Source organism: Curtobacterium sp. PhB172, assembly GCF_003752545.1.
GTDB lineage: Bacteria > Actinomycetota > Actinomycetes > Actinomycetales > Microbacteriaceae > Curtobacterium.
In genome coordinates this window covers 296,205-320,836 of record NZ_RKIF01000006.1, presented here as the reverse complement: position 1 = coordinate 320,836, position 24,632 = coordinate 296,205, and the positions used below count along the sequence as shown (strand labels likewise).

23 protein-coding genes are annotated in these 24,632 nt (G+C 71.3%); 3 read left to right on the top strand and 20 right to left on the bottom strand.

What is annotated here, in order from left to right; all coding sequences use genetic code 11:
- The first annotated feature begins 107 nt into the window (after positions 1-107).
- The gene (locus tag EDF42_RS05845) at positions 108-590 is read left to right on the top strand and encodes a hypothetical protein (protein WP_123671721.1); all 483 of its coding nucleotides are present in this window, start codon (positions 108-110) and stop codon (positions 588-590) included.
- 79 nt (positions 591-669) lie between these two features.
- Here EDF42_RS05845 and EDF42_RS05840 read toward each other — a convergent pair whose 3' ends face one another.
- The 3 genes from EDF42_RS05840 to EDF42_RS05830 are packed head-to-tail and all read right to left on the bottom strand — an operon-like array spanning position 670 to position 3,840.
- Positions 670-1,848 (bottom strand): GAF domain-containing protein, encoded by a 1,179-nt coding sequence (locus EDF42_RS05840; protein ID WP_123671720.1) that lies wholly within the window; start codon positions 1,846-1,848, stop codon positions 670-672.
- 52 nt (positions 1,849-1,900) lie between these two features.
- Entirely contained in the window at positions 1,901-2,299 is a 399-nt protein-coding gene (locus tag EDF42_RS05835; RefSeq protein WP_111083940.1) for a DUF779 domain-containing protein, read from the bottom strand.
- The gene (locus tag EDF42_RS05830) at positions 2,299-3,840 is read right to left on the bottom strand and encodes an aldehyde dehydrogenase family protein (protein WP_123671719.1); all 1,542 of its coding nucleotides are present in this window, start codon (positions 3,838-3,840) and stop codon (positions 2,299-2,301) included. Before EDF42_RS05830 ends, EDF42_RS05835 begins: the two co-directional genes overlap by 1 nt.
- A 181-nt stretch (positions 3,841-4,021) precedes the next feature.
- Between EDF42_RS05830 and EDF42_RS05825 the strand changes: the two genes are divergently transcribed.
- Positions 4,022-4,561, top strand: coding sequence for an HdeD family acid-resistance protein (locus tag EDF42_RS05825; protein ID WP_165901426.1), 540 nt, complete (start codon positions 4,022-4,024; stop codon positions 4,559-4,561).
- 3 nt (positions 4,562-4,564) lie between these two features.
- Here EDF42_RS05825 and EDF42_RS05820 read toward each other — a convergent pair whose 3' ends face one another.
- From EDF42_RS05820 to EDF42_RS05740, 17 genes are all read right to left on the bottom strand, one after another.
- Positions 4,565-5,659, bottom strand: coding sequence for a VIT1/CCC1 transporter family protein (locus EDF42_RS05820; protein ID WP_123671718.1), 1,095 nt, complete (start codon positions 5,657-5,659; stop codon positions 4,565-4,567).
- Between the two features lie 130 nt (positions 5,660-5,789).
- Complete coding sequence (pyk, locus tag EDF42_RS05815) at positions 5,790-7,235, bottom strand: pyruvate kinase (RefSeq protein WP_123294333.1); 1,446 nt, start codon at positions 7,233-7,235, stop codon at positions 5,790-5,792.
- A gap of 157 nt (positions 7,236-7,392) precedes the next feature.
- The gene (locus EDF42_RS05810; RefSeq protein WP_123671717.1) at positions 7,393-8,850 is read right to left on the bottom strand and encodes a glutamate synthase subunit beta; all 1,458 of its coding nucleotides are present in this window, start codon (positions 8,848-8,850) and stop codon (positions 7,393-7,395) included.
- A 114-nt stretch (positions 8,851-8,964) separates the two neighbouring features.
- Positions 8,965-13,482: a glutamate synthase large subunit gene (gene gltB / locus EDF42_RS05805; protein WP_123671868.1), complete on the bottom strand. Its 4,518-nt coding sequence runs from the start codon at positions 13,480-13,482 to the stop codon at positions 8,965-8,967.
- A gap of 202 nt (positions 13,483-13,684) precedes the next feature.
- Positions 13,685-14,683: a prolipoprotein diacylglyceryl transferase gene (lgt, locus tag EDF42_RS05800; RefSeq protein WP_123294331.1), complete on the bottom strand. Its 999-nt coding sequence runs from the start codon at positions 14,681-14,683 to the stop codon at positions 13,685-13,687.
- A gap of 98 nt (positions 14,684-14,781) precedes the next feature.
- Positions 14,782-15,576 carry a tryptophan synthase subunit alpha gene (gene trpA, locus EDF42_RS05795; protein ID WP_123671716.1) on the bottom strand — a complete coding sequence of 265 codons (795 nt, stop codon included), beginning with the start codon at positions 15,574-15,576 and terminating at the stop codon, positions 14,782-14,784.
- Positions 15,573-16,787, bottom strand: a complete 1,215-nt coding sequence (gene trpB, locus EDF42_RS05790; RefSeq protein ID WP_123339699.1) for a tryptophan synthase subunit beta — start codon at positions 16,785-16,787, stop codon at positions 15,573-15,575. Before trpB ends, trpA begins: the two co-directional genes overlap by 4 nt.
- 64 nt (positions 16,788-16,851) lie before the next feature.
- Positions 16,852-17,637: an indole-3-glycerol phosphate synthase TrpC gene (gene trpC, locus EDF42_RS05785; protein ID WP_123339898.1), complete on the bottom strand. Its 786-nt coding sequence runs from the start codon at positions 17,635-17,637 to the stop codon at positions 16,852-16,854.
- A gap of 16 nt (positions 17,638-17,653) precedes the next feature.
- Positions 17,654-17,893, bottom strand: coding sequence for an HGxxPAAW family protein (locus EDF42_RS18860; protein ID WP_159571188.1), 240 nt, complete (start codon positions 17,891-17,893; stop codon positions 17,654-17,656).
- The gene (locus tag EDF42_RS05775) at positions 17,890-18,555 is read right to left on the bottom strand and encodes a Trp biosynthesis-associated membrane protein (RefSeq protein ID WP_123339700.1); all 666 of its coding nucleotides are present in this window, start codon (positions 18,553-18,555) and stop codon (positions 17,890-17,892) included. Before EDF42_RS05775 ends, EDF42_RS18860 begins: the two co-directional genes overlap by 4 nt.
- Positions 18,552-20,096, bottom strand: a complete 1,545-nt coding sequence (locus tag EDF42_RS05770; RefSeq protein WP_123671715.1) for an anthranilate synthase component I — start codon at positions 20,094-20,096, stop codon at positions 18,552-18,554. Before EDF42_RS05770 ends, EDF42_RS05775 begins: the two co-directional genes overlap by 4 nt.
- Entirely contained in the window at positions 20,093-20,539 is a 447-nt protein-coding gene (gene hisI, locus EDF42_RS05765; RefSeq protein ID WP_123339702.1) for a phosphoribosyl-AMP cyclohydrolase, read from the bottom strand. The genes EDF42_RS05770 and hisI overlap by 4 nt, the downstream gene beginning before the upstream one ends.
- Positions 20,540-20,582: 43 nt before the next feature.
- Entirely contained in the window at positions 20,583-21,368 is a 786-nt protein-coding gene (gene hisF / locus EDF42_RS05760; RefSeq protein ID WP_243650048.1) for an imidazole glycerol phosphate synthase subunit HisF, read from the bottom strand.
- Complete coding sequence (hisG, locus tag EDF42_RS05755; protein ID WP_111083926.1) at positions 21,365-22,204, bottom strand: ATP phosphoribosyltransferase; 840 nt, start codon at positions 22,202-22,204, stop codon at positions 21,365-21,367. The genes hisF and hisG overlap by 4 nt, the downstream gene beginning before the upstream one ends.
- A 69-nt stretch (positions 22,205-22,273) precedes the next feature.
- Positions 22,274-22,537: a phosphoribosyl-ATP diphosphatase gene (locus tag EDF42_RS05750; RefSeq protein WP_111084162.1), complete on the bottom strand. Its 264-nt coding sequence runs from the start codon at positions 22,535-22,537 to the stop codon at positions 22,274-22,276.
- Positions 22,538-22,596: 59 nt separating this feature from the next.
- Complete coding sequence (gene rpe, locus EDF42_RS05745) at positions 22,597-23,256, bottom strand: ribulose-phosphate 3-epimerase (RefSeq protein WP_123339703.1); 660 nt, start codon at positions 23,254-23,256, stop codon at positions 22,597-22,599.
- A gap of 47 nt (positions 23,257-23,303) precedes the next feature.
- Positions 23,304-23,906, bottom strand: a complete 603-nt coding sequence (locus tag EDF42_RS05740; protein WP_123339704.1) for a TetR/AcrR family transcriptional regulator — start codon at positions 23,904-23,906, stop codon at positions 23,304-23,306.
- A 62-nt stretch (positions 23,907-23,968) separates the two neighbouring features.
- Here EDF42_RS05740 and EDF42_RS05735 point away from each other — a divergent pair, with 62 nt between their 5' ends.
- Positions 23,969-24,622, top strand: a complete 654-nt coding sequence (locus EDF42_RS05735; protein ID WP_123671714.1) for an NAD(P)-dependent oxidoreductase — start codon at positions 23,969-23,971, stop codon at positions 24,620-24,622.
- Positions 24,623-24,632: the final 10 nt, after the last annotated feature.

Sequence of the window (24,632 nt, the reverse complement as noted above, 5' to 3'; positions counted from 1 at the left end):
AGGACGCTGGAGAACCCCTGTGCTTCAGGCATGCTTCAGATTCGGACTCGAGCGTCGTCTCCAGTGGCGGATCACCCGGATCCGCCCGGACACGGAACGGATCCCCCATGCGCGACGAACGAGACGACTCGACCACCACTGCCACCCCGCGACGCGGTGCCCTCCTGCGACGGATCGGCATCGGCACGGCCGCGGCCGCGGTCCTGGTGCTCGGCGGGTTCGGCATCGCCACGGCGAACGCCGCGACGACCACCCCGGCGCCGAGCACCCCGACGGGCGCACCGAGCGGTGTTCCGACCAGCGCGACCACACCGGCTCCGGCTCCGGCCGACGGCGACGCCGCGACGCTGCCCGCTCCGCCCGAGGGCGGCCCCGCGACGGCGCCCGGTTGCGCGGCGCTGCCGAAGGCCGGCGGCCCCGCGAAGATGCCCGCGCCGCCGAAGGGCGACGAGGGGAAGGCACCCACCCCGCCGAAGGACGGCACGAAGCCCACCGCACCCACCCCGCCGAAGGACGGTGCGAAGCCCACGGCACCCACCCCGTCGGCTCCCGACGCGACCACGACCCCGGCGCCGACCACCGGTTCCTGATCACCAGGCCGGGAGGCGCGCGCCGTCGGCGGTCTCGACCGCGCGGGGCGCGCCTCCAGGCCGGGTCGTCCCGACCGACTCAGGGACCCTCGAGCGCCTCGATCGCCGCCACGAGACCGGCTCGTCGCGGCGACCGCCGCGGCAGGACCGCGAGCAGCGCGCGGAGCACGCGCGCGTCCGCCGCCCCGTCCGGCGTCCGCGCCCACGCGAGCAGCGCCTCGACGCTGCCGTCCGCGACGACCGACTCACGGAACCGACCACGCACCAGGTCGCGCACGGCGTCCACCCCCGGCGCAGCCGACCCCGGCAGGACCGGTCCGGTGTACCGGTCGACGGCCTGGAGGCGCGCCCCGCGGTCGAGCGCGGACAGCACGGTGTCGACGTCGGTCGCCATCCCGGTCACCCGGTACGGTCGCGACGTCACGGTCACGCCCGACGCGTGCTCCGCGAGGACCCGTCGGAGCCGCACCACCTCGGCGCGCAGCGTCACGACGGCGCCGGCGTCGCCGTACACGGCGTGCGCGAGGTCGGCGGCCGCCAACCCGTCGGGGTGGGCGGCGAGGACGACCAGGAGCTCGGAGTGCCGCGCGGACAGGCGGACCCGGCGGTCGTGGACGCGCAGGACGGCGGTGTCGGTGCCGAGGACCGACAGCTCTGCGCCGGGCGCGCGCGGCGTCGACGCGGCGGACGCCGGGAACCGGCTCGCGGCCAGGGCGAGCTGCGCCTCGGCGGCGGCGACCGTGGCCGCGAGGAGCGAGAGGGTGTGCCGTTCGACGGCCCGGTCATCGCCCGTCAGGTCGAGCACGCCGACGGTGGCACCGTGAGCGTCGTGCACGGGCACGGCGCTGCAGGACCACGGCTTGACGGCGTTGGCGTAGTGCTCGTCGGAGCGGATCTGCACCGGCCGGTCGAGCCGCAGAGCGGTACCGGGCGCGCTCGTGCCGACGCGGTCCTCGGCCCAGTCGGCGCCGGGGACGAAGCCCATGTCCTCGGCAGCACGTCGGGCCGTCCGCGCGCCGTCGACCCACACGAGTCGACCGGAGGCGTCGCCGACGGCGAGGACGCAGCCGGCGGACCGGGTGTCGTCGAGCAGCAGGTGCCGGACCACGGGCAGCAGGATGGCGAGGGGGCCGTCCCGGCGGGCGGCGTCGAGTTCGTCGTCACCGAGCGCGAGCGATGGCACGCCGTCCGGGTCGACCGCTGCAGACCGTCGCCAGGACGCGGCGACGAGCGGGCGGAGCCGGTCGGGTGCGCGCATGCGTCCTCCGATCGACCCCACCCGCCGCACCGTCGCGACGAGTACGGCCAGCCTACGTCCGGTGCGCGACCGGGACCAGGCCGAGATCCGCCAGCTCGGCGTCGTCGAACATCCGCGACCGGGTCAGGAACCGCTTGCCCTCGGGGCTCTCGACCGAGAAGCCGCCGCCCCGCCCGTCGACGACGTCGATCGTCAAGTGCGTGTACTTCCAGTACTCGAACTGCGACACCGACATGTACACCTCGACGGGGTCGATGCCGTCGACCTCGAGTGCCCCGAGCAGGACGTCGCCGGAGCCGGTCCGGAACATGCCGACGGGGTAGCACATCGGGCTCGAGCCGTCGCAGCAGCCGCCCGACTGGTGGAACATCAGCGGGCCGTGCCGGGCGGCGAGGGTGCGCAGGAGCTCCCCCGCCGCCGGCGTGACCGCCACGCGTGCGGTGTCGGGCATCAGAAGAAGCCCATCGGACCGTCGGCGTAGGACACGAGCAGGTTCTTCGTCTGCTGGTAGTGGTCGAGCATCATCTTGTGGTTCTCGCGCCCGATGCCGGACTGCTTGTACCCACCGAACGCCGCTCCCGCCGGGTACTGGTGGTACGTGTTCGACCACACGCGTCCGGCCTGGATGTCACGGCCGGCGCGGTACAGCGTGGTGGCCTCGCGACTCCACACCCCGGCACCGAGTCCGTAGAGCGTGTCGTTGGCCGTGGCGATCGCGTCGTCGTAGCCGCTGAAGGACGTCAGCGCGAGGACCGGACCGAAGATCTCCTCCTGGAAGATCCGCATCGAGTTCACGCCCTCGAACACCGTCGGCGTGACGTAGTACCCGCCGGAGAGCTCCCCGCCGAGGTCCGCGCGCTCGCCACCCGTGAGCAGCTTCGCGCCCTCCTGCTTGCCGATGTCGATGTAGCTCAGGATCTTCTCGAGCTGGTCGTTCGACGCCTGGGCGCCGATCATCGTGGACAGGTCGAGCGGGTGGCCCTGCTTGACGGCGCGCACCCGGTCGAGGCCATCGGCGACGAACCCGTCGTAGATCTCCTGCGCCACGAGCGCCCGGGACGGACACGTGCAGACCTCGCCCTGGTTGAGGTTGAAGAAGGTGAAGCCCTCGAGCGCCTTGTCGTAGAACGAGTCCTTCTCGGCGGCGACGTCGGGGAAGAACACGTTCGGGCTCTTGCCGCCGAGCTCGAGCGTCACCGGGATGAGGCTCTGCGAGGCGTACTGCATGATCAGCCGACCGGTGGTGGTCTCGCCGGTGAACGCGATCTTCCGGATGTCCGGGTGCTGGGCGAGTGGTGCGCCGACCTCGATGCCGAAGCCGTTGACGACGTTGAGCACGCCGGCGGGCAGGAGGTCGCGGATGAGCTCGACGAGCACGTGGATCGACGCCGGGGTCTGCTCGGCGGGCTTCAGCACGACGCAGTTGCCCGCGGCCAGGGCCGGCGCGAGCTTCCACACGGCCATCAGGATCGGGAAGTTCCACGGGATGATCTGTCCGACGACGCCCAGCGGTTCGTGGAAGTGGTACGCCACGGTGTCGTGGTCGATCTCGCCGGCCGAGCCCTCCTGCGCGCGGATCGCTCCGGCGAAGTACCGGAAGTGGTCGATCGCGAGCGGGATGTCGGCGCCGAGGGTCTCGCGGATCGGCTTGCCGTTCTCCCACGTCTCGGCGACGGCGAGCATCTCGAGGTGCTCCTCCATCCGGTCGGCGATCTTGTTGAGGATGACCGCGCGCTCGGCGGCGCTCGTCCGCCCCCAGGTCGGGAACGCCTTCCAGCCCGCCGCCACCGCACGGTCGACGTCGGTGGAGTCACCGCGCGCGACCTCGGTGAAGACCTTGCCGGTGACGGGGGTGGGGTTCTCGAAGTACTGCCCGCTCGCCGACGGGACGTACTCGCCGCCGATGAAGTGGTCGTACCGCGATCGGTACTGCACGAGGGAGCCCGGTTCGCCGGGTGCGGCGTAGCTGGTGGGCGATGGTGCGATGGTCATGGTGGTGGCCTTTCGACGACGCTGTCGGGGCACGCACGGTTCGCGTGCTGCTCGCACCGTACGACCGCGGGGGTTGCATCCGGTTGCACGGGCTCACGCCCGCTCGACCGAGGACCGCACGGGCTCGCCGTCGGCCGGGTAGCGTTCGGGACTCCAGCGGGTCCGATCAGGAGGAGTGTCCGTGGATTCTCGTGCCGTCCGCACGTTCCGGGTGTTCGTCGTCGTCACGGCGGTCGTCGCGATCGCCCTGGGGATCGTCGCCATCGTGTGGCCCCGGCCGTCGCTCGTCCTCGTGGCGCTGCTGTTCGGCGTGTACCTCGTCGTCGCCGGCGCCCTGCGGGTCGTGGCTGCGGCGCGCGGGCACGGGACGCCGACGGTGTGGCGGTGGACCTCCGGGATCGTCGGTGCGCTCGTCGCGGTCGCCGGACTCGTCGCGCTGCTCGACCCCGCGATCCCCCTGGTCGTCTACGCCGTGCTCGCCGGGGTCGGCTTCGTGATCGAGGGCATCGTGTCGATCGTGGGCGGATTCGTCGGCCACCCCGGGTCGTCCCGGGTGCCGACGCTGGTGAGCGGCGTGCTGTCGATCCTCGGCGGCGTCGTCGTGCTCGTCGCACCCGGCCTCGCGCTCACCGTGTTCATGGTCTTCGCCGGCATCGCCCTCATCGTCGTCGGTGCCGCAGCCCTGCTGCTGCTCCCGCCGCGAGCCGCCGTCCGCCGGTAGGCGTCAGGCGGAACCGGTGCCGAACAGCAGCCCGAGCGCGTAGGTCACGACGGCGGCGCCGATCCCGATCGCCAGCTGCCGGAACGCCCGCTTGCCCGGCGACGCTCCACTCAGCACGCCGACGATCGCACCGGTGCCGAGCAGGGCGAGACCGACGAGTGTGCCGGCGACCGCGATGGCCGCCCACCCCTGCATGCCGAACAGGAACGGCAGCACCGGGATGATCGCGCCCGACGCGAAGAACAGGAAGCTCGACACCGCGGCGCTCAGACCGTTGCCCACCGCCTCGTGGTCGTCGGTGACGGTGACCGGACCGGTCGACGGGTGTCGCTCACCGATGCCGGACAGCACCTGCGCCGCGTGCTCGGTCGCCTCGGCCTCGGCCATCCCGCGGGCGCGGTACACCAGGGCCAGCTCGTTCGCGTCGACGTCGAGGTCCGCCACGGCGCGGCCGGCCTCGGGGTGCGGTGCGGACGCCTCGAGCAGCTCGCGCTGCGACCGGACCGACACGTACTCCCCCGCACCCATCGACAGGGCGCCGGCCAGCAGGCCCGCGATGCCGCTCAGCAGCACGAAGTGCCGGTCGGCGCCCGACGCGCTGATGCCGATGATGAGAGCCAGGTTCGACACGAGTCCGTCGTTGGCGCCGAAGACCGCCGCGCGGAACGTGCCCGACAACCGCATCCGACCGCGGTTCGCGAGCCCGCGCACCACCTCGCCGTGGATGCGCTCGTCGGCGGCCATGCTCGCGGTCGCGTCGTCGTCGTCGGCGTACGGCGAGCGGTCCTCGGCGCGCTGCATCAACGCGAGGACGAACACCGACCCGAACCGCTTCGCCAGCGTCGCGAGGACCCGGGTGCGCAGACTGCCCCGCTGCGGACGTCCGACGTCGTCACCGAGCAGGTCGAGCCAGTGCTGCTCGTGCCGTCCCTCGGCCTCGGCCAGCGCGGCGAGGATCTCGCGTTCCTCGCCGGACCGCCGCGCGGCCAGGTTGCGGTAGACCGCGCCCTCGGCGCGTTCGTCGGCCAGGTAGCGGCGCCAGCGGCGGACGTCGGCGCGCGGCGCCGGGTGTTCGGTCTGGAGGCTCACAGCAGCCATCCTGCCGCCTGCGGCCCACCGGTGGTCACCACCAGGGCCGTGGAGACGCGGCAGGGCGCGGACCGGAAGCGACGCGTGTTCGTGCGCCGTGCCTCCTGTCCGCGCCCTGCCGGCGTCGGGATCCTGCGGATCAGTCCCGCACGTAGGCCGGAGCGGCCTCGGCGTGGGCGTCGCCCACCCGGTGCACGCGCAGGTCGTTCGTCGAGCCCTCGATCCCGGGAGGCGAACCGGCCGTCACGATGACGCGGTCGCCGGGGGCGGCCAGGCCGTTCTCGAGCAGGACGTCGTCCACCTGCGAGAAGAGCTCGTCGGTGTGGGTCTTGCGCTCGACCAGGAAGGACCGGACACCCCAGGTGAGCGCCATGCGGCGACGCGTGGCCTCGTTCGGGGTGAAGGCGATGATCGGCAGGCCGTGGCGCAGACGCGACATGCGGCGCGCCGAGTCGCCGGACTCGGTGAACACGCAGAGGTACGAGGCCTCGGTGAACTCCGCGATCTCGACCGCGGCGAGGGTGATCGCGCCGCCGAGGGTGCGCGGCTTCGTGCCGAGGGGCGCGATGCGCTCGAGGCCGTGGTCCTCGGTCGACTCGACGATGCGGGCCATCGTGCGGACGGTCTGCACCGGGTACTCGCCGACGCTGGTCTCGCCCGAGAGCATGACTGCGTCCGCACCGTCGAGGACGGCGTTCGCGACGTCGGAGGTCTCGGCGCGGGTCGGGATCGGCGACGAGATCATCGACTCGAGCATCTGGGTCGCGACGATGACCGGCTTCGCCATGCGGCGCGCGAGCTCGACGGCGCGCTTCTGCACGATCGGGACGGCCTCGAGCGGGAGCTCGACGCCGAGGTCACCGCGGGCGACCATGATGCTGTCGAAGGCGTCGATGATCTCCTCGAGCGCGTCGACGGCCTGCGGCTTCTCGATCTTCGCGATGACGGGGAGGCGCTTGCCCTCTTCGTCCATGATCTCGTGCGCGCGGACGACGTCCGAGGCGTTGCGGACGAACGAGAGCGCGATGAGGTCGGCGCCCTGGCGGATGCCCCAGCGGAGGTCGGCCTCGTCCTTCTCGCTCAGCGCCGGGACGTTCACTGCGACGCCGGGCAGGTTGATGCCCTTGTTGTTCGACACCGTGCCGCCGACGACGACCTCGGTGCGGACACGGACGCCGTCGGTGTCGAGCACGCGCAGGCGGACCCGACCGTCGTCGATGAGCAGCGGGTCGCCGGGCTTGACGTCCTGGGGCAGGCCCTTGAACGTCGTGCCGCAGATCTCCTTGGAGCCGGGGACGTCCTCGGTCGTGATCGTGAACACGTCGCCGACCGCCAGGTCGTGCGGGCCGTCGGCGAACTTTGCCAGACGGATCTTCGGACCCTGCAGGTCGACGAGGATCGCGACCGGCTTGCCGAGCTCCTCGGCAGCGCGACGGACGTTCACGTAGTTGGCCTCGTGGACGCTGTAGTCACCGTGGCTGAGGTTGAGTCGGGCGACGTCGACGCCCGCTTCGATGATCTCCTTGACGGTCTCGTAGTCCGACGTTGCCGGTCCGAGCGTCGAAACGATCTTTGCGCGTCTCAATGGATTCCTTCGTGGTGGTGGATGATGCTCTGGTTTCCGCGCTGTGGGGCCGCGCGGAACGAAGCGAGGCCACCAGCACCTTATCGAGTGCTGGTGGCCCCTCGCTCACCGGGGGGTGAGCATCTGGTGGTGGTTGGTCATGCGGCGATCGGTCATCTCAGACGGACATCGCTCGGTCGGTCGCCTTCACCGGCGCCGGCAGGATCGTCGAGCCCTCGAGGTACTCGTCGACCTTCGCCGCCGCGGCACGGCCCTCGGCGATCGCCCAGACGATCAGGGACTGCCCGCGGCCGGCGTCACCGGCGACGAACACGCCCGCCTCGTTCGTCGTGTAGTCGGCACGGCGGTCGAGCGCACCGGACACCGTCGTCGGCAGACCGAGCTGCGGCTCGATCGTGTCGGATTCCGGACCGGTGAAGCCCATCGCGACGAGGACGAGGTCTGCGGGGATCTCACGCTCGGAGCCGGCCTTCGGCACGCGACGACCGTCGAGGTACTCGGTCTCGGCGACCCGGAGCGCCCGGACCTCGCCGGCCTCGTTCGCCAGGAACTCGACGGTCGAGGCGAGGAAGTGCCGCTCGCCGCCCTCTTCGTGGGCGCTCGTGACCTCGAAGACGGTCGGGAACATCGGCCACGGCTGCTCGGACGGACGCTCCAGCGGCGGCTGCTTGCCGATCGCCAGGTTCGTCACGCTCAGGGCGCCCTGCCGGTGCGCGGTGCCGATGCAGTCCGCACCGGTGTCACCGCCGCCGATCACGACGACGTGCTTGCCCTCGGCGGTCAGCTGGTTGTCGACCCGGGTGCCGGCGTTCGCCTTGTTCTGCTGGACCAGGTAGTCCATCGCGAAGTGCACGCCCTCGAGGTCGCGCCCCGGGATCGGCAGGTCGCGCGGCACCGTGGCGCCGGTGGCGACGACGACCGCGTCGTAGCGCGACTTCAGGTCGTCCCAGGTGATGTCGCGGCCGATCTCGACGCCCGCACGGAAGCGGGTGCCCTCGGCCTGCATCTGGGACAGGCGCGCGTCGATCTGGCGCTTCTCCATCTTGAAGTCCGGGATCCCGTAGCGGAGCAGCCCACCGATGCGGTCGTCGCGCTCGTAGACGGCGACGGTGTGCCCGGCGCGCGTGAGCTGCTGCGCGGCGGCCAGCCCGGCGGGGCCGGAGCCGACGACGGCGACGGTCTTGCCCGTCAGGCGCTCCGGCGGGTGCGGGGTGACCCAGCCGTTCTGGAACGCCTCGTCGATGATCGAGACCTCGACCTGCTTGATCGTCACGGGCGGCTGGTTGATGCCGAGCACACACGAGGACTCGCACGGAGCGGGGCACAGCCGGCCTGTGAACTCCGGGAAGTTGTTCGTCGCGTGCAGCCGCTCGATCGCCTGACGGCCCTCACCGCGCCAGGTCAGGTCGTTCCACTCCGGGATCAGGTTGCCGAGGGGGCATCCCTGGTGGCAGAACGGCACGCCGCAGTCCATGCAGCGGCCGGCCTGGCGCTTGAGGGCACCCGACTCCTGCTGCTCGTAGACCTCTTTCCAGTCCATGAGCCGGACGGGCACGGGGCGCCGTGCCGGCAGTTCGCGTTCCTGGACCTTGAGGAATCCCTTGGGGTCACCCACCGGTCACCTCCGTGGTCGTGTTGGGCGCTGCCGGTTCCACACGTGCGTGACGCTCACCCACCAGTCACCTCCGTGGTCGTGTTGGGCGCTGCCGGTTCCACACGTGCGTGACGCTCAGCCACCGGTCACCTCCATGATTCGATTCCACACGACGTCGCCGTCGGGGTCGAGCCCCTCGTCGACGGCGCGCTGACGGGTCTCGAGCACCGCCGCGTAGTCACGCGGCAGCACCTTGACGAAGTCGCTCAGGTCGCCGGACTCGAGCAGGTCGGACGCGAGCGTCGAACCGGTCTCCTCGGCGTGCCGGGTGAGCAGGTCGGTGACGATCTCGACGTCGGCGCTGTCGAGCGCCTCGAGTCGGAGTTCACCGGTCGCGAGGGCATCGGTGTTGACGTGCTCCTCGCGCAGACCACGGACGTACGCGGTGCCACCGGACATGCCGGCGCCGAGGTTCCGACCGGTCTCGCCCAGGATGAGCGCGAGCCCGCCAGTCATGTACTCGAGCGCGTGGTCGCCCACGCCCTCGACCACTGCGGTCGCCCCCGAGTTGCGCACCAGGAAGCGCTCGCCCACGATGCCGCGGATGAACATGCTGCCCTGGGTCGCGCCGTAGCCGATCACGTTGCCGGCGATGACGTTCTCCGCCGGGTCGAAGCCCGAGCCGGCGTCCGGCCGCACGATGATCTCGCCACCGGACAGGCCCTTGCCGACGTAGTCGTTGCTGTCGCCGATGAGGCGCAGGGTGATGCCGGCGGGCATGAACGCGCCGAGCGACTGCCCGGCGGAACCGCGCAGCGTGACGTCGATCGAGCCGCTGGGCAGCCCGTGCTCGCCGTGCCGCTTGGTGACCTCGTGGCCGAGCATCGTGCCGACCGCGCGTTCGGTGTTGCGGATGGGCAGGTCGAGCGCGATCGAGCCGCCGTGGTCGAGCACGTCGGCGGTCTGCTGGATCAGCCCCACGTCGAAGTGCTGCTCGAGCTCGTGGTCCTGCTCACGCTGGTGGCGACGCGGCTCGGCGTCCTCGAAGTGCGGTCCTGCGAGGACCGGTTCGAGGTCGAGTCCTGACGCCTTCCAGTGCTCGAGGGCACGGTCGACGTCGAGGGCGTCGGACCGGCCGATCGCCTCGTCGAGGGTGCGGAAGCCGAGCTCGGCGAGGAGCTCGCGCACTTCCTGCGCGATGAACTCGAAGAAGTTCACGACGAACTCGGGCTTGCCGGAGAAGCGCTTGCGGAGCTCGGGGTTCTGCGTCGCGACCCCCACCGGACACGTGTCGAGGTGGCACACGCGCATCAGGATGCAGCCCTCGACGACGAGCGGAGCGGTGGCGAAGCCGTACTCCTCGGCGCCGAGCAGGGCTGCCACGACGACGTCGCGCCCGGTCTTCATCTGACCGTCGACCTGCACGACGACGCGGTCGCGCATGCCGTTCAGCATGAGCGTCTGCTGCGTCTCGGCGAGGCCGATCTCCCACGGGGTGCCGGCGTGCTTGAGCGAGTTGAGCGGGGACGCGCCCGTGCCACCGTCGTGTCCGGACACGAGCACGACGTCGGCCAGGGCCTTCGTCACGCCGGCCGCGACCGCGCCGATGCCGGACTGGCTCACGAGCTTCACGTGGACGCGGGCGGCCGGGTTGGCGCGCTTCACGTCGAAGATCAGCTGCTTGAGGTCCTCGATCGAGTAGATGTCGTGGTGCGGCGGCGGCGAGATGAGGCCGACGCCGGCGGTGGCGTGCCGGGTGCGTGCGACCCACGGGTACACCTTCTGCGGGGGCAGCTGGCCGCCCTCGCCGGGCTTCGCACCCTGCGCCATCTTCAGCTGGATGTCGGTGGCGTGGGTGAGGTACATGCTCGTCACGCCGAACCGCCCGGAGGCGACCTGCTTGATCGCGCTGCGGCGCTCGGGGTCGAGCAGTCGGTCGACGTCCTCGCCGCCCTCGCCCGTGTTCGAGCGGCCACCGAGGCGGTTCATCGCGATCGCGAGCGTCTCGTGGGCTTCCTTCGAGATGGAGCCGTACGACATCGCGCCGGTGTTGAAGCGCTTGACGATCGACTCGATCGACTCGACCTCGTCGAGCGCGACGGGCTTACGCGCCCCGTGCTTGAAGCGGAACAGCCCGCGCAGCGTCATGAGCTCCTCGGACTGGTCGTCCACGGCGCTCGAGTACTCACGGAAGATGTCGTAGCGGCGGGCACGGGTGGCGTGCTGCAGCCGGAAGACGGTGTCCGGGTTGAACAGGTGCGGGGGGCCTTCGCGACGCCACTGGTACTCGCCGCCGGTCTGCAGCCGCTCGTGCGACAGGACCGCGCCGTCCTGCGGGTACGCCTGGGCGTGCCGCTCGGCGTTCTCCTTCGCGATGACGTCGATGTCGACCCCGCCGAGGATCGACGACGTGCCGGTGAAGTACTTGTCGACGAACTCCTGGCTGAGCCCCACGGCTTCGAACGCCTGGGCGCCGGCGTAGCTCGACACCGTCGAGATGCCCATCTTCGACATGATCTTCAGGACGCCCTTGCCGAGCGCCTTGATCACGTTCTTGACGGCCTGTTCCGGGGTGATCCCGGTGATCATGCCAGCACGGACCAGGTTCTCGCAGGTCTCCATCGCGAGGTACGGGTTGATCGCCGACGCGCCGTACCCGATGAGGGACGCCACGTGGTGGACCTCGCGCACGTCGCCGGCCTCGACGATCAGGCCGACCTTCATGCGCTGCTCGGTGCGGATCAGGTGGTGGTGCACGGCAGCGAGCAGCAACAGACTCGGCACGGGCGCCTGCTCGGCGTTGCCGTCGCGGTCCGACAACACGATGAACTGCTTGCCCGACTCGATGGCGGCGTCGACCTCGTCGCACACGGCGGCGATGCGCTTCTGCATCGCCTTCTTGCCGGCGTCGACGCGGTACAGGCCCTTGATCGTGACGGTCAGGTGCCGACCCGACTCCGTCTCGAAGTGCTGCACCTTGGCGAGCTGGTCGTTGTCGATCACCGGGAAGTCGAGCGTGATCTGCTTCGCGTGCTCGGGACCGGCCGACAGCAGGTTGCGCTCCGGACCGAGGCCCATGCCCATCGAGGTGATGACCTGCTCGCGGATCGAGTCGAGCGGCGGGTTCGTCACCTGGGCGAACTGCTGTGTGAAGTAGTCGAACAGCAGCCGGGGGCGCTGCGAGAGCACCGCGATCGGGGTGTCGGACCCCATCGCTCCGAGTGGCTCCGCGCCCACCTGCGCCATCGGGCGGAGCAGGATACGGACTTCTTCCTCGGTGTAGCCGAACGCACGCTGGCGGCGGGTGACCGATGCCGGGGTGTGCACGATGTGCTCGCGGTCGGGCAGGTCGTTCAGGTTGATGCGGCCCTCGTCGAGCCACGCACCCCACGGGCCGGAGGCCGCCAGGCCCTGCTTGACCTCGTCGTCCTCGATGATGCGGCCGGCCTCGGTGTCCACCAGGAACATCCGGCCGGGGCGCAGACGGCCCTTGCGGACGACCTTCGCGGCGGGCACGTCGATGACACCGGTCTCGGACCCCATGACGATGAGCCCGTCGTCGGTGACGAGGAAGCGCCCGGGACGCAGCCCGTTGCGGTCGAGGGTCGCGCCGACGAGCGAACCGTCGGTGAAGGTGATGGCGGCGGGCCCGTCCCACGGCTCCATGAGCATCGAGTGGTACTCGTAGAACGCCCGCAGCTCCGGGTCCATCCCGATCTGGTTCTCCCAGGCCTCCGGCACCATCATCGACACCGCGTGCGGCAGCGTCCGGCCGGTCAGGGTGAGGAGCTCGAGCACCTCGTCGAACGACGCCGAGTCGCTCGCACCGGGGCTGACGATCGGCAGCAGCGGTGCCACGTCGCCGAGCAGTTCGCTCTCGAGCTGCGACTGGCGTGCGCGCATCCAGTTGCGGTTGCCGCGCACCGTGTTGATCTCACCGTTGTGCGCGATCGTCCGGAAGGGCTGGGCGAGCGGCCACGACGGGAACGTGTTGGTCGAGTAGCGCGAGTGCACGATCGCGAGCTTCGACGCGAAGCGCTCGTCGCTGAGGTCCGGGTAGAACGGCTCGAGCTGCAGCGTCGTGACCATGCCCTTGTAGACCATGGTGCGGCTCGACAGCGACATGAAGTACAGGTCGTTCGCGTGCTCGGCGCGCTTGCGCAGCCGGTAGGTCTGGCGGTCGAGGGCGATCCCGCTCCACGAGGCGCCGTGCACGTCGTGGCGCACCGAGGCGACGAACAGCTGCTCGAACGCCGGCATGGCCGCACGAGCCAGGGTGCCGAGCACCTCGGGGCGCACCGGGACCTCGCGCCAGCCGAGGACCTTCAGGCCCTCTTCGCGCGCCAGTCGTTCGACGGCGCCCTTGACGGCGTGCCGGTCGCCCTCGTCGGTCGGCAGGTAGGCCGTGCCGACCGCGTACTCCCCCGCCGCCGGCAGGTCGAACGGCACCACGGTGCGCAGGAACTCGTCCGGCACCTGGCACAGGATGCCCGCGCCGTCGCCCGTGCCGGCGTCCGAACCGACGGCACCGCGGTGCTCGAGGTTGCGGAGGGCGCCGAGTGCAGCGTCGACGATGTCGTGGCCGGGCGTCCCGCGCAGCGTCGCGACCATCGCGAGACCGCAGGCGTCCTTCTCGTTCGCCGGGTCGTACATGCCGGTGGCGTCGGGGACCGCCGAGAACCGCCGGTGCGGCGGCACGAGGGACTTCGGTGCCGAGGGCTGGAGTGGCTGGAGCGCCATGGGGGAACCGTCCTCACGAGGAAGTGGAACAGGGACAGCGGTGGCCCGGTGGTGCGTTCCGCCCAGACGGGCGGGACTGGTGCCCGTGCCCCGCTTGTGGCGGGGAGGAGTGCTCCTAAGCGCGGTCAGTGGGAGTCGTGACCGCTCCGGAGCCCTGGGCGACGAGGCGTTCGTCGTCGTCCTCGTGCTCCGAGAAGGTGTCGTCGGAGTCTACATCGGACTTCGGACGCGGCTCGCGACCGGGCAGGTACGGGCTCGGCTCCTTGCCGGTGTGTCGACGGGTCTGCACGATGAAGATGACGATCCCGAGCAGGATGGCCGCGAACGACATCCAGACGTTCGTGCGGATGCCCGCGAAGGTCTCGCTCGTGTCGACGCGGATCGACTCGAGGAAGGACCGGCCGACGCCGTACCAGATCAGGTACAGGGCGAGGACCTTGCCCCACTGGAGCGTGAACTTGCGGTCGAGCAGCAGGATGACGACGACGCCCAGGACGTTCCAGATGATCTCGTAGAGGAACGTCGGGTGGAACAGCGTGCCCTCGGGCAGGCCCTTCGGGAACGCGGCGTTCGTCGACTCGATCTGCAGGCCCCACGGCAGGCTGGTCGGCATGCCGAAGAGCTCGTGGTTGAAGTAGTTGCCGAGCCGACCGAACGCCTGTGCGAGCAGCACCCCGGGCACCACCGCATCGATGAACGACGTGAAGCGCAGGCCGACCTGGCGACAGCCGATCCAGGCGCCGACGGACCCGAGGATCAGGGCGCCGAAGATCGCGAGCCCGCCCTCCCAGATGTACAGGAAGGACAGCGGGTCGATGCCGGGGCCGAAGTAGTCGGACACGTGCGTGAACACGTGGAAGAGCCGACCGCCGATGATGCCGGCGGGGACCGCCCAGATCGCGATGTCGATGATGATCCAGCGCTCGACGCCGCGGGCGTTGAGGCGGCGGTTCGCGAGCAGGACCGCGGCGACGATCCCGAGGAGGATGCAGATCGCGTACGCGTGGATGCGGAAGTCGAGCGGCAGCGACCAACCGAACACGTCGCGCAGCCAGGCGGTCAGGTCGAAGTACTGCCAGGCGGTGCTCGGGCTCGGGATGCTCAGGAGGGGCATGGAGGAACGGTCGCCTTTCGGAACTGACGGGGCGCGGTGTCGACGTGTCGTCGGCCCCGCTCACTGTAGCGCGGGTCGTGGGCCCGCCAGGAACTGGACTAGGAGCGGCGGGCGCCGGTGGTGAGGTCGGCCGCGCGGTCGGCGACCCCCTGCACCCCGAGGTCGGCCAGTGCGCGGACGAACGCCGAGCCGACGATCGCGCCGTCGGCGTACTCCAGGACCTCGGCGACCTGCTCGGCCGTCGAGATGCCGAGGCCCACGCAGGTGCGCGCGACGCCGGCGTCACGGAGCCGCGACACCACGGTGCGTGCAGCGACGTCGACGCCTGCCCGTGCTCCGGTGACGCCCATCGTCGAGACGGCGTAGACGAACCCGCGGCTCACCTGCACCGCCTGCTGCATCCGGGCGTCGGACGAGGACGGTGCCGCGAGGAACACGCGGTCCAGGCCGGTCCGCTCCGACGAGGCCATCCACTCGGCGGCTTCGTCCGGGATCAGGTCGGGCGTGATGAGCCCGGCGGCACCGGCGGCGACGAGGTCGTCGGCGAAGCGGTCCACGCCGTAGCGGAGGACCGGGTTCCAGTACGTCATCACGAGCACCGGCACGTCGGCGCGCTCGGTGATCTGGTGCACGGCGTCGAAGACCTGCGCGACCCGGAAGCCGTTCGCCAGGCTCTCCTCGGCCGCACGCTGGATGACCGGGCCGTCCATGACGGGGTCGGAGTACGGCAGGCCGAGCTCGATGACGTCCACGCCGTTCTCGGCGAGGGCGACGGCAGCGTCGACGCTGGTCTGCACGTCCGGGTACCCGGCGGGCAGGTAGCCGACGACGGCCCCGGCACGCTCGGCGTTGGCGGTGTCGATCGTCGTGGCGACGGTCTGGTTCGTGGTCACAGCTGCACCGCGTTCTCGTCGAGGATGCCGAAGTAGCGACTGGCGGACGCCACGTCCTTGTCGCCACGGCCGGACAGGTTCACGAGCACGACGGCCTCGGGGCCGAGCTCCTTGCCGAGCTTCATCGCACCCGCGAGCGCGTGCGACGACTCGATCGCCGGGATGATGCCCTCGGTCTGGCTGAGCAGCCGGAACGCCTCCATCGCCTCGGTGTCGGTGATCGGCGCGTACTGCGCGCGACCGATCGACGCCAGGTACGCGTGCTCCGGCCCGACGCTCGGGTAGTCGAGCCCGGCGGAGATGCTGTGGCTCTCGATGGTCTGGCCGTCCTCGTCCTGCATCAGGTAGGACTTCGCGCCCTGCAGGACGCCTTCGCGACCGAGCGTGATGCTCGCGGCGTGCCGACCGGTCTCCACGCCGTCGCCACCGGCCTCGAAGCCGTGCAGCGCGACGGACTCGTCGTCGAGGAACGCCTCGAAGATCCCCATCGCGTTCGAGCCGCCACCGACGCACGCGGCGACGGCGTCGGGGAGACGCCCGACGCGGTCGAGGACCTGCTGCCGGGCCTCTTCACCGATCACCTTGTGGAACTCGCGCACCATCTCGGGGAACGGGTGCGGGCCGGCGACCGTGCCGAGCAGGTAGTGGGTCGAGTCCACGTTCGCCACCCAGTCGCGGAGTGCCTCGTTGATGGCGTCCTTCAGCGTGCGCGACCCGGTCTCGACCGGGATCACCTCGGCGCCGAGCAGGCGCATCCGGGCGACGTTGAGCGCCTGCCGCTCGGTGTCGACGGCACCCATGTACACGACGCAGTCCATGCCGAACAGCGCCGCAGCGGTCGCCGTGGCCACACCGTGCTGGCCGGCACCGGTCTCCGCGATGAGGCGGGTCTTGCCGAGCCGACGGGCCACGAGCGCCTGGCCGAGCACGTTGTTGATCTTGTGGGACCCGGTGTGGTTCAGGTCCTCGCGCTTCAGGATCACGCGGGCACCACCGGCGTGCTTCGCGAACCGCGGCACCTCGGTGATGATCGACGGACGGCCGGTGTAGTCGCGCTGGAGCTCGTCGAGCTCGGCACGGAAGGCCGGGTCCGCCCAGGCCGTGCGGAAGGCGGCCTCGAGCTCGTCGAGCGCGAGGACGAGCGACTCAGGGACGAAGCGTCCGCCGAAGTCACCGAAGTACGGGCCGTGCAGGTCGCGGAGTGAGGTCACGATGGGTCTTCCCGGGACGAGTCCGACGCGACCGGCGGTGCCGGTGGTCGGACGGGTGGAACGTTCAGCCGCGGTCGGCGGCCTCGATGAACGACGCGAGGGTGGCGGCGGGGTCGGCACCCGTGACGAGCGCTTCCCCGACCAGGACGACGTCGGCACCCGCTGCGCGGTAGTGGGCGACGTCGGCGGGACCGGCGACGGCGGACTCGGCGACACGCACGACCCCGTCGGGGATGCGGTCGGCGAGCGATCCGAACAGGTCGCGGTCGAGCGAGAAGTCGGTGAGGTCGCGGGCGTTGACGCCGAGGATCCGCGCACCGGCGTCGAGGCCACGGGAGACCTCGTCGGCGGAGTGCGCCTCGACCAGCACGCGCATGCCGAGTTCTTCGGCCAGCGTGTGGAGCTCGACCAGCTGCTGCTGCTCGAGCGCGGCGACGATGAGCAGCACGACGTCGGCTCCGGCGGCCCGGGCCTCGACGACCTGGTACGGGTCGGCGATGAAGTCCTTGCGCAGCACGGGGATGCCCACGCGGGCCTTGACGGCTTCGAGGTCGGCGAGGCTGCCGAGGAACTTGCGCCCCTCGGTCAGGACGCTGATCGTCGACGCGCCACCGCGCTCGTAGTCGGCAGCGAGGGCGGCCGGGTCCTCGATGGGGGCCATCGAGCCACGGGACGGGCTGGCGCGCTTGACCTCGGCGAGGATCTTCACCCGGTCGCCCGGGGCGAGGAACGCGAGGGCGTCGAGCGGCGACGCCACCCGGTCGAGGTCGCGTTCGACGTCCGAGTACGGGCGGTCGACGCGACGGGCGGCGGCGTCCTCGAGCGCGCCCGCGACGAGGGTCTCGAGCACGTTCGGCATGCGAGTCCTACTCGGCGTGGTGCTTGGCGACGTACTTCGGGCCGTTCACGCCGTAGCCGGCCTTCGCCATGACCGCGCCGATGACCAGACCGATGACGACGACGGCAGCGGAGACCCAGACGCCCCACGGCTGGTCGAACCAGAAGAACAGCGTGCCTGCCGCGAATCCGATCAGCATGATCACGACGGCGGTCCAGGCGGCCGGCGAGTGGCCTTCGCCGAGTTCTGCGGGCTCAGTGTTGCTCACGGTGCTCCTCGTTCTGCTCCGGCGTCGTCGGTCGACCGACGCCCATCCGATCCTACCGTGCCGTCGGTCGGGTCGACCCCAGCACTGAGGTCGTCCCAGTCCACGACGGCGTCGCGCACGACCGGGGCTGCGGCACGCGCGTCGGCGGCGGCTCCGGCGGTCGCTGCCCCGTACTTCCGGCTCGGACCGGGCCACGCACGCTGCACGACGATGACGACGACACCGAGCAGGACGGCGAGGACGCCACCGGCGATGCCGACGGCCGGCCAGAGCGACACGTCGACGCCGGACACGACGCGGCGCACGGCTGTCAGGTCGCTGACCCCGGCCACCGCGCCGACGGCGCCCTTCGCCGCGGCGACCGGGTCACCGAGTGCGGTGATGCCGCTGACCACGACGCCGAGTCCGAGCAGGATCTCGACGCACGCGAGCACGATGCGCAGCACCCGGCCGGCGATCGTCATCGCGAGGAACAGGGCCAGGCTCGCGATCGCCAGGGCGGTGTACTGCGGCACGACCGCGGCCCCGTCGGCGTCGACCGTCGAGGTGACGGCGGCACCGGCGTGCAGGTCCACGGTGAACCAGGTCTGCGTCCACGCGAGCATGATGATGCCGGCGACGAGCAGTCCGGCGACGACGACGATCGGGCGCGAGCGCTTCACGAGCGCACCTCGCGCATCCGGTTCGCCGTGGCGACGGCCCGCAGGGGTGCCGCCGCCTTGTTGATGGTCTCCTCGTGCTCGGTGGCGGGGTCGGAGTCCGCCACCAGGCCGGCACCGGCCTGCACGCGTGCCACGCCGTCCTTGATCAGGGCCGTCCGGATCGCGATCGCGATGTCCGCGTCACCGGCGAAGTCGAAGTAGCCGACGACCCCGGCGTAGGCACCGCGCTTCGCCGGTTCGAGCTCGTCGATGATCTCCAGCGCGCGGGGCTTCGGCGCACCGGACAGGGTGCCGGCCGGGAACGTCGCCCGGAACACGTCGATGGCGGACATCCCCGGGCGCACCGCACCCTCGACGCTCGACACCAGGTGCATGATGTGGCTGAACCGCTCGACCGTCATGAACTCGGTGACCGCGACGGTACCGGGCTCGCAGACCTTCTGCAGGTCGTTGCGAGCCAGGTCGACGAGCATCAGGTGCTCGGCGCGTTCCTTCGGGTCATCGAGCAGGTCGTCACCGAAGCGGACGTCCTCTTCCGGCGTCGCACCACGTGGACGCGACCCGGCGATCGGGTGCGTGATGGCGCGGCCGGACTGCACCTTCACCAGGGCCTCGGGCGAGGCGCCGACGATCCAGTACCGCTCGTCGGCGGTGTCCGCCAGGGCCAGGAAGTACATGTACGGACTCGGGTTCAACGTCCGGAGGACCCGGTACACGTCGAGCGGGTCGGCGGTCACCTCGTGGTCGAAGCGCTGCGAGATCACGACCTGGAACACGTCGCCGTCGCGGATGAACTCCTTCGAGCGCTCCACCGCGGCCATGTACTCGTCCGGCGTGGAACGGTGCGTCGGCGTCGGCTCGGCGATCTCGAACGCCTCGGCGACGGTCGCGACGCTCGGCTGGACGAGGTCGGCCTGCAGGCGGTCCAGGCGGCGCTGGGCGTCGGACCAGAGCGTGTCGGCGTCGTCGGTGCCGTCGTTCAGCACGCTCGCGACGAGCAGGACGAGTCCCGTGCGGTGGTCGAGCGCGACCAGCTCGGACACGAAGGACAGCGCCTGTCCGGGCACGTCGAAGTCGGCAGGCGGCACGTTCGGCAGGTGCTCGAGCTGACGCACGGCCTCCCACCCGATGAACCCGACCGTCCCGCCGACGAGCGGCGGGGAGCCGGGCACCCGCGGGGTGGCCCAGCGCTCGTGCAGGCGTGCCAGGACCTCGAGCGGTTCGCCGTCGAGCGAGCCGACCGCACGTTCGGCGTCGATGCCGGTGTCGATCCAGGCGGCGCGGTCGCCCTCCTGCGTGAGGACGCCGAAGCTGCGCACACCGACGAACGACCAGCGCGACCAGAGGCCGCCCTGGCCCGCGGACTCCAGCAGGAACGACCCGGGCCGGCCGTCGGCGAGCTTCCGGTAGACACCCACCGGCGTCTCGCTGTCGGCGTAGAGCGCGCGCACCACCGGGACGACGCGGTGGTCGCGCAGCAGGGCGTCGAATTCCGGCCGGGAGGTCGTGTGCGGCGCTTCGGAGATCGTCGCGGTCGTCATCGGGTCGCCTCCACTGCCGTGTCGGCCGGGGCAGACGCGGTCGCGTCCGTCGGCCCGGACGCGGTCGCGGCCGTCGGCGCCGACGCCGTCACGGGCGCGAGCGGATCGACGTCGAAGCAGCGGTGCGCTCCGGTGTGGCATGCGGCCCCGACCTGCTGCACGGTCACGAGCAGGGTGTCGGCGTCGCAGTCGAACGCCGCGTCGCGCACGTACTGCGCGTGCCCCGACGTGTCGCCCTTCCGCCAGTACTCGTTCCGCGACCGCGACCAGAAGGTCACGCGCCCCTCGGTGAGGGTGCGGCGGAGCGCTTCCCGGTCCATGTACCCGAGCATGAGGACGTCCTTCGACGACTCCTCCTGCACGATGGCGGGGAGCAGCCCGTCCGCACCGAAACGTGCGCGGTCGAGGACCGCGTCGGTGTCGGTGCTGGTGCTGTCGGTCATGAGACTCCTAGCCTACGGCGGCGGATCAGCGGGCGGCGGCGGTTCAGCGGACGGCGTGGCCGGTCGCGCGCAGCGCGGCCTTGACGTCGCCCACCGTCATCTCGCCACGGTGGAAGACGGACGCGGCGAGGAGGGCATCCGCACCCGCGTCGACGGCGGGGGCGAAGTGCTCGACCCGACCCGCGCCTCCCGAGGCGATGACCGGGACCCGCGCGACCGACCGCACCGCGGCGACGAGTTCGAGGTCGAACCCGTTCTTCGTGCCGTCCGCGTCGATGGAGTTGACGAGCAGCTCCCCCGCACCCCGCTCGACGGCGTCGCGCGCCCAGGCGATCGCGTCGATGTCGGTCTCGGTGCGGCCACCGTGCGTGGTGACCACGAAGCCGGACGCGGTCCGGTCGGAGCGCTTGACGTCGAGCGACAGCACGACGGCCTGCGCGCCGAACCGGTCGGCGATCTCGCCGACGAGGTCGGGCCGGGCGATCGCGGCGCTGTTCACGCCGATCTTGTCCGCGCCGCACTGCTGCAGGCGGGACACGTCGTCGACGGAACGGACGCCGCCGCCCACCGTGAGCGGGATGAACACCTGCTCGGCGGTGCGGGTGACCGTGTCGTACATCGTGGCGCGGTTCTCGACCGTGGCACCGACGTCGAGGAACGTCAGCTCGTCGGCACCCTGCTCGTAGTAGCGCGCGGCGAGCTCGACCGGGTCACCGGCGTCCTGCAGGTCGAGGAAGTTCACGCCCTTGACGACCCGGCCGCCCTTGACGTCGAGGCACGGGATGACGCGGACGGCCACGCCGCCCGGCGCCGTGGCTGCCGCGGTCACAGCCGGGCCGCGTGGATCGGGCTGACGAGGATGGCGCGGGCCCCGAGGTCGTACAGGGCGTCCATGATCAGGTTCGCGTCGTCGCGCGGGATCATCACGCGCACGGCGGACCAGTCGCGGCCGTGCAGCGGCGACACCGTCGGCGACTCGATGCCGGACGCGACGGCGGTCGCCTGCTCGAGCAGCGCGGTGGGGATGTCGTAGTCGAGCATGACGTAGCCGCGCGCGACGAGCACGCCCTGCAGTCGACGGCGGAGCACGTCGATGCCCGGGATCGTCTCGTCGGTCGACACCAGCAGTGCGGTCGACTCGAGGATGACCGGACCGAAGATCTCGAGGCCGGCCTGCCGCAGCGTGCTGCCCGTGGAGACCACGTCGGCCACGGCGTCGGCGACACCGAGACGCACGGCGCTCTCGACGGCCCCGTCGAGCTTGACGAGCGTCGCCGTCACCCCGTGGCGAGCGAGGAAGTCGCCGACCAGGCCCGGGTAGCTCGTCGCGACCCGGACGCCGTCGAGGTCCTGCAGCGTGCTGTACCGGCCCGGCGTGCCGGCGAACCGGAAGGTGGAGTCGGCGAAGCCGAGCGCGTCGACCTCGTGCGCCTCGGAACCGGAGTCGAGCAGCAGGTCACGGCCGGTGATGCCGACGTCGAGTGCGCCGGAGCCGACGTAGGTCGCGATGTCCCGCGGGCGGAGGAAGAAGAACTCGACGCCGTTGCGCTCGTCGAGCAGGTGCAGCGCCTTCGGGTCGCGGCGTCCGGCGTACCCGGCCTCGCGCAGCATGTCGGACGCGGTCTCGGACAGGGAGCCCTTGTTGGGCACGGCGATGCGGAGCATCAGGGGGTCTGCTTTCTGGTCGGGGTCGTGGCAGATCGAGGTCGGTGCACGGGCGGGCCCGAGCGCGTCCTACAGATGTCGCCAGATGTCCGCCGGGGACAGCCCCTTCGCGACCATGAGGACCTGCAGGTGGTACACGAGCTGCGAGATCTCCTCCGAGGTGCGCTCGTCGCCCTCGTACTCGGCCGCCATCCAGACCTCGGCCGCTTCTTCCACGATCTTCTTGCCGATCTGGTGCACGCCGGCGTCCAGTTCGGCGACGGTGCCGGAGCCCTCGGGGCGCGTGCGCGCCTTCTCGGTGAGCTCCTGGAACAGGTCGTCGAACGTCTTCACGCGGTCCAGGCTACCGGTCTCCGCTGACGCTTCCGACGTACCGTCCGGACGGGTCGCGCTCATGCCCGCGCCCGCGCGGCCGCTTCGCGCAGGTCCGTGATCCGCGCGGCGGGCTCACCGCCGTAGACGGCCGACCCGGCGACGAGCGTGTCGGCGCCGCTGCGCACGGCCTCGGGCACGGTGTCCACCGAGATGCCACCGTCGACCTCGAGCCACACGTCGAGCCCCGAGGCGTCGACCGCCGCACGGGCGTCGGCGAGCTTCGGCATCACGGACGGCATGAACGACTGGCCGCCGAAGCCGGGCTCGACGGTCATGAGCAGGATCATGTCGTAGGCGTCGAGGTGGTGCAGCACCTGCGTGATCGGGGTGCCGGGCTTCACCGCGACGGCGGCACGGGCCCCGTTCGAGCGGATCGCGGCGGCCGTGGCCACGGGGTCGTCCGCGGCCTCGAAGTGGAACGTCACGCTCGACGCACCCGTCTCGGCGTACTTCGGTGCGTTGACGTCGGCGTCGGTGATCATGAGGTGCACGTCGAGCGGCACCGGGGAGACCTGCTGCAGGCGCTGGACGATCGGCAGCCCGAGCGTCAGGTTCGGCACGAAGTGGTTGTCCATCACGTCGACGTGCACCAGGTCGGCGGTCTCGATGCGGTGGAGTTCACTCTCGAGGTTCGCGAAGTCGGCGGACAGGATGCTCGGCGAGATGCGGATCGTCACCGGGCAAGCCTACCGGCGCGAGCCTGCCGGGCCGCTCCGCGGCGACGTCAGCGCCCGCCGACCACCCGGTTGCCGAGCTCCGAGCCGAGCATCGTCTCGAGCGCGGCGTCGACGAGCCGTTCGCCCTGCGCCCGGTCGATCCGGTGCGAGACGACCAGGGTGGCGATCCCCTGCATGGTCGCCGCGAACAGGAGCTTGAAGAGGAGACGGGCGTCCGCACCGTCGTCCTCCGTCGTCGCGGTTCCCACGGCACCCTCGAGCACCGCGAACAGCGACTCCGCGGCAGCCTGCACGGGGCCTGTCCGGCCGGTCGTCTTCGCCTGGAACATGAGGTCCATCAGCGCCGCGTCGTCGATCGCGAAGTCCACGTACGCCAGGGCGACCCGGCGGAACCGGTCCTCCAGCCCGTCGGCACCCGACAGTGCCCGGCGCACGGCAGCGGTCAACCGGTCGAAGCCGAGTTCGGCAAGGGCGTCGAGGAGCGCCTGCCGATCGACGAAGTGGCTCCGGGGGGCGCCGTGACTGACCCCGGCGCGGCGGGCGAGGTCGCGGAGCGAGAGTCCGTCGACCCCGGACTCCCGCAGCACCGCCACGGCCTCGTCGAGGAGCACCGCCCGCAGGTTCCCGTGGTGGAAGGGCCGCTCGGTCATGAGGACATCCTACTCCCGAACTAGGCATTGACTATTTTCTAGGCAACGCCTAGTTTGACGACATGCCTTCGGAACAGACCCTCCTCGTGTTCGGCGCGACCGGCCAGACCGGCCAGCACTTCACCCGACTCGCACTCGACGCCGGGCACCGCGTCCGAGCAGTCGCACGGACGCCGTCGAAGCTGGCCGTCCAGCACGACGACCTGCAGGTCGTGCAGGGCTCGGTCACCGACGACCTCGACCTCGATGCACTGCTCGACGGCGTGACGGGCGTCGTCGTGATGCTCGGGGACGTCGCCGCGCAACGCGAGCGACCCGTCAACACGCAGTTCGTCCGCGCCCTCGTCCCCGCCATGCGCCGGAGCGGCACCCGGCGCCTGCTGTACCAGGCCGGCGGGCTGAGCGCCCCTCCCGGCAAGCGGCTCGCCCCCGTGCTCCGCGTCGTCCGGTCGACGCTCGCGCGGGACTACCGCGGCCAGCACGCGGACAACGAGGCGGTCATGCGCTACCTCGACGCCGACGCGCAGGACATCGCCTGGACCGTCCACCGGGCCGGCATCGGCTCGGACGGTCCCACGAAGGGCGAGCTCCGCCGGTCGGCGCGGTGGATCAGCATCGGCACGTTCCGGGACTGTGCCGCGTACAACCTGCGGGCGCTGTTCGACGACTCGGCCGTGCACACCTGCGACGGCAGCGCCTACCGGCGAGCGGCCTGAACGCCGGGCG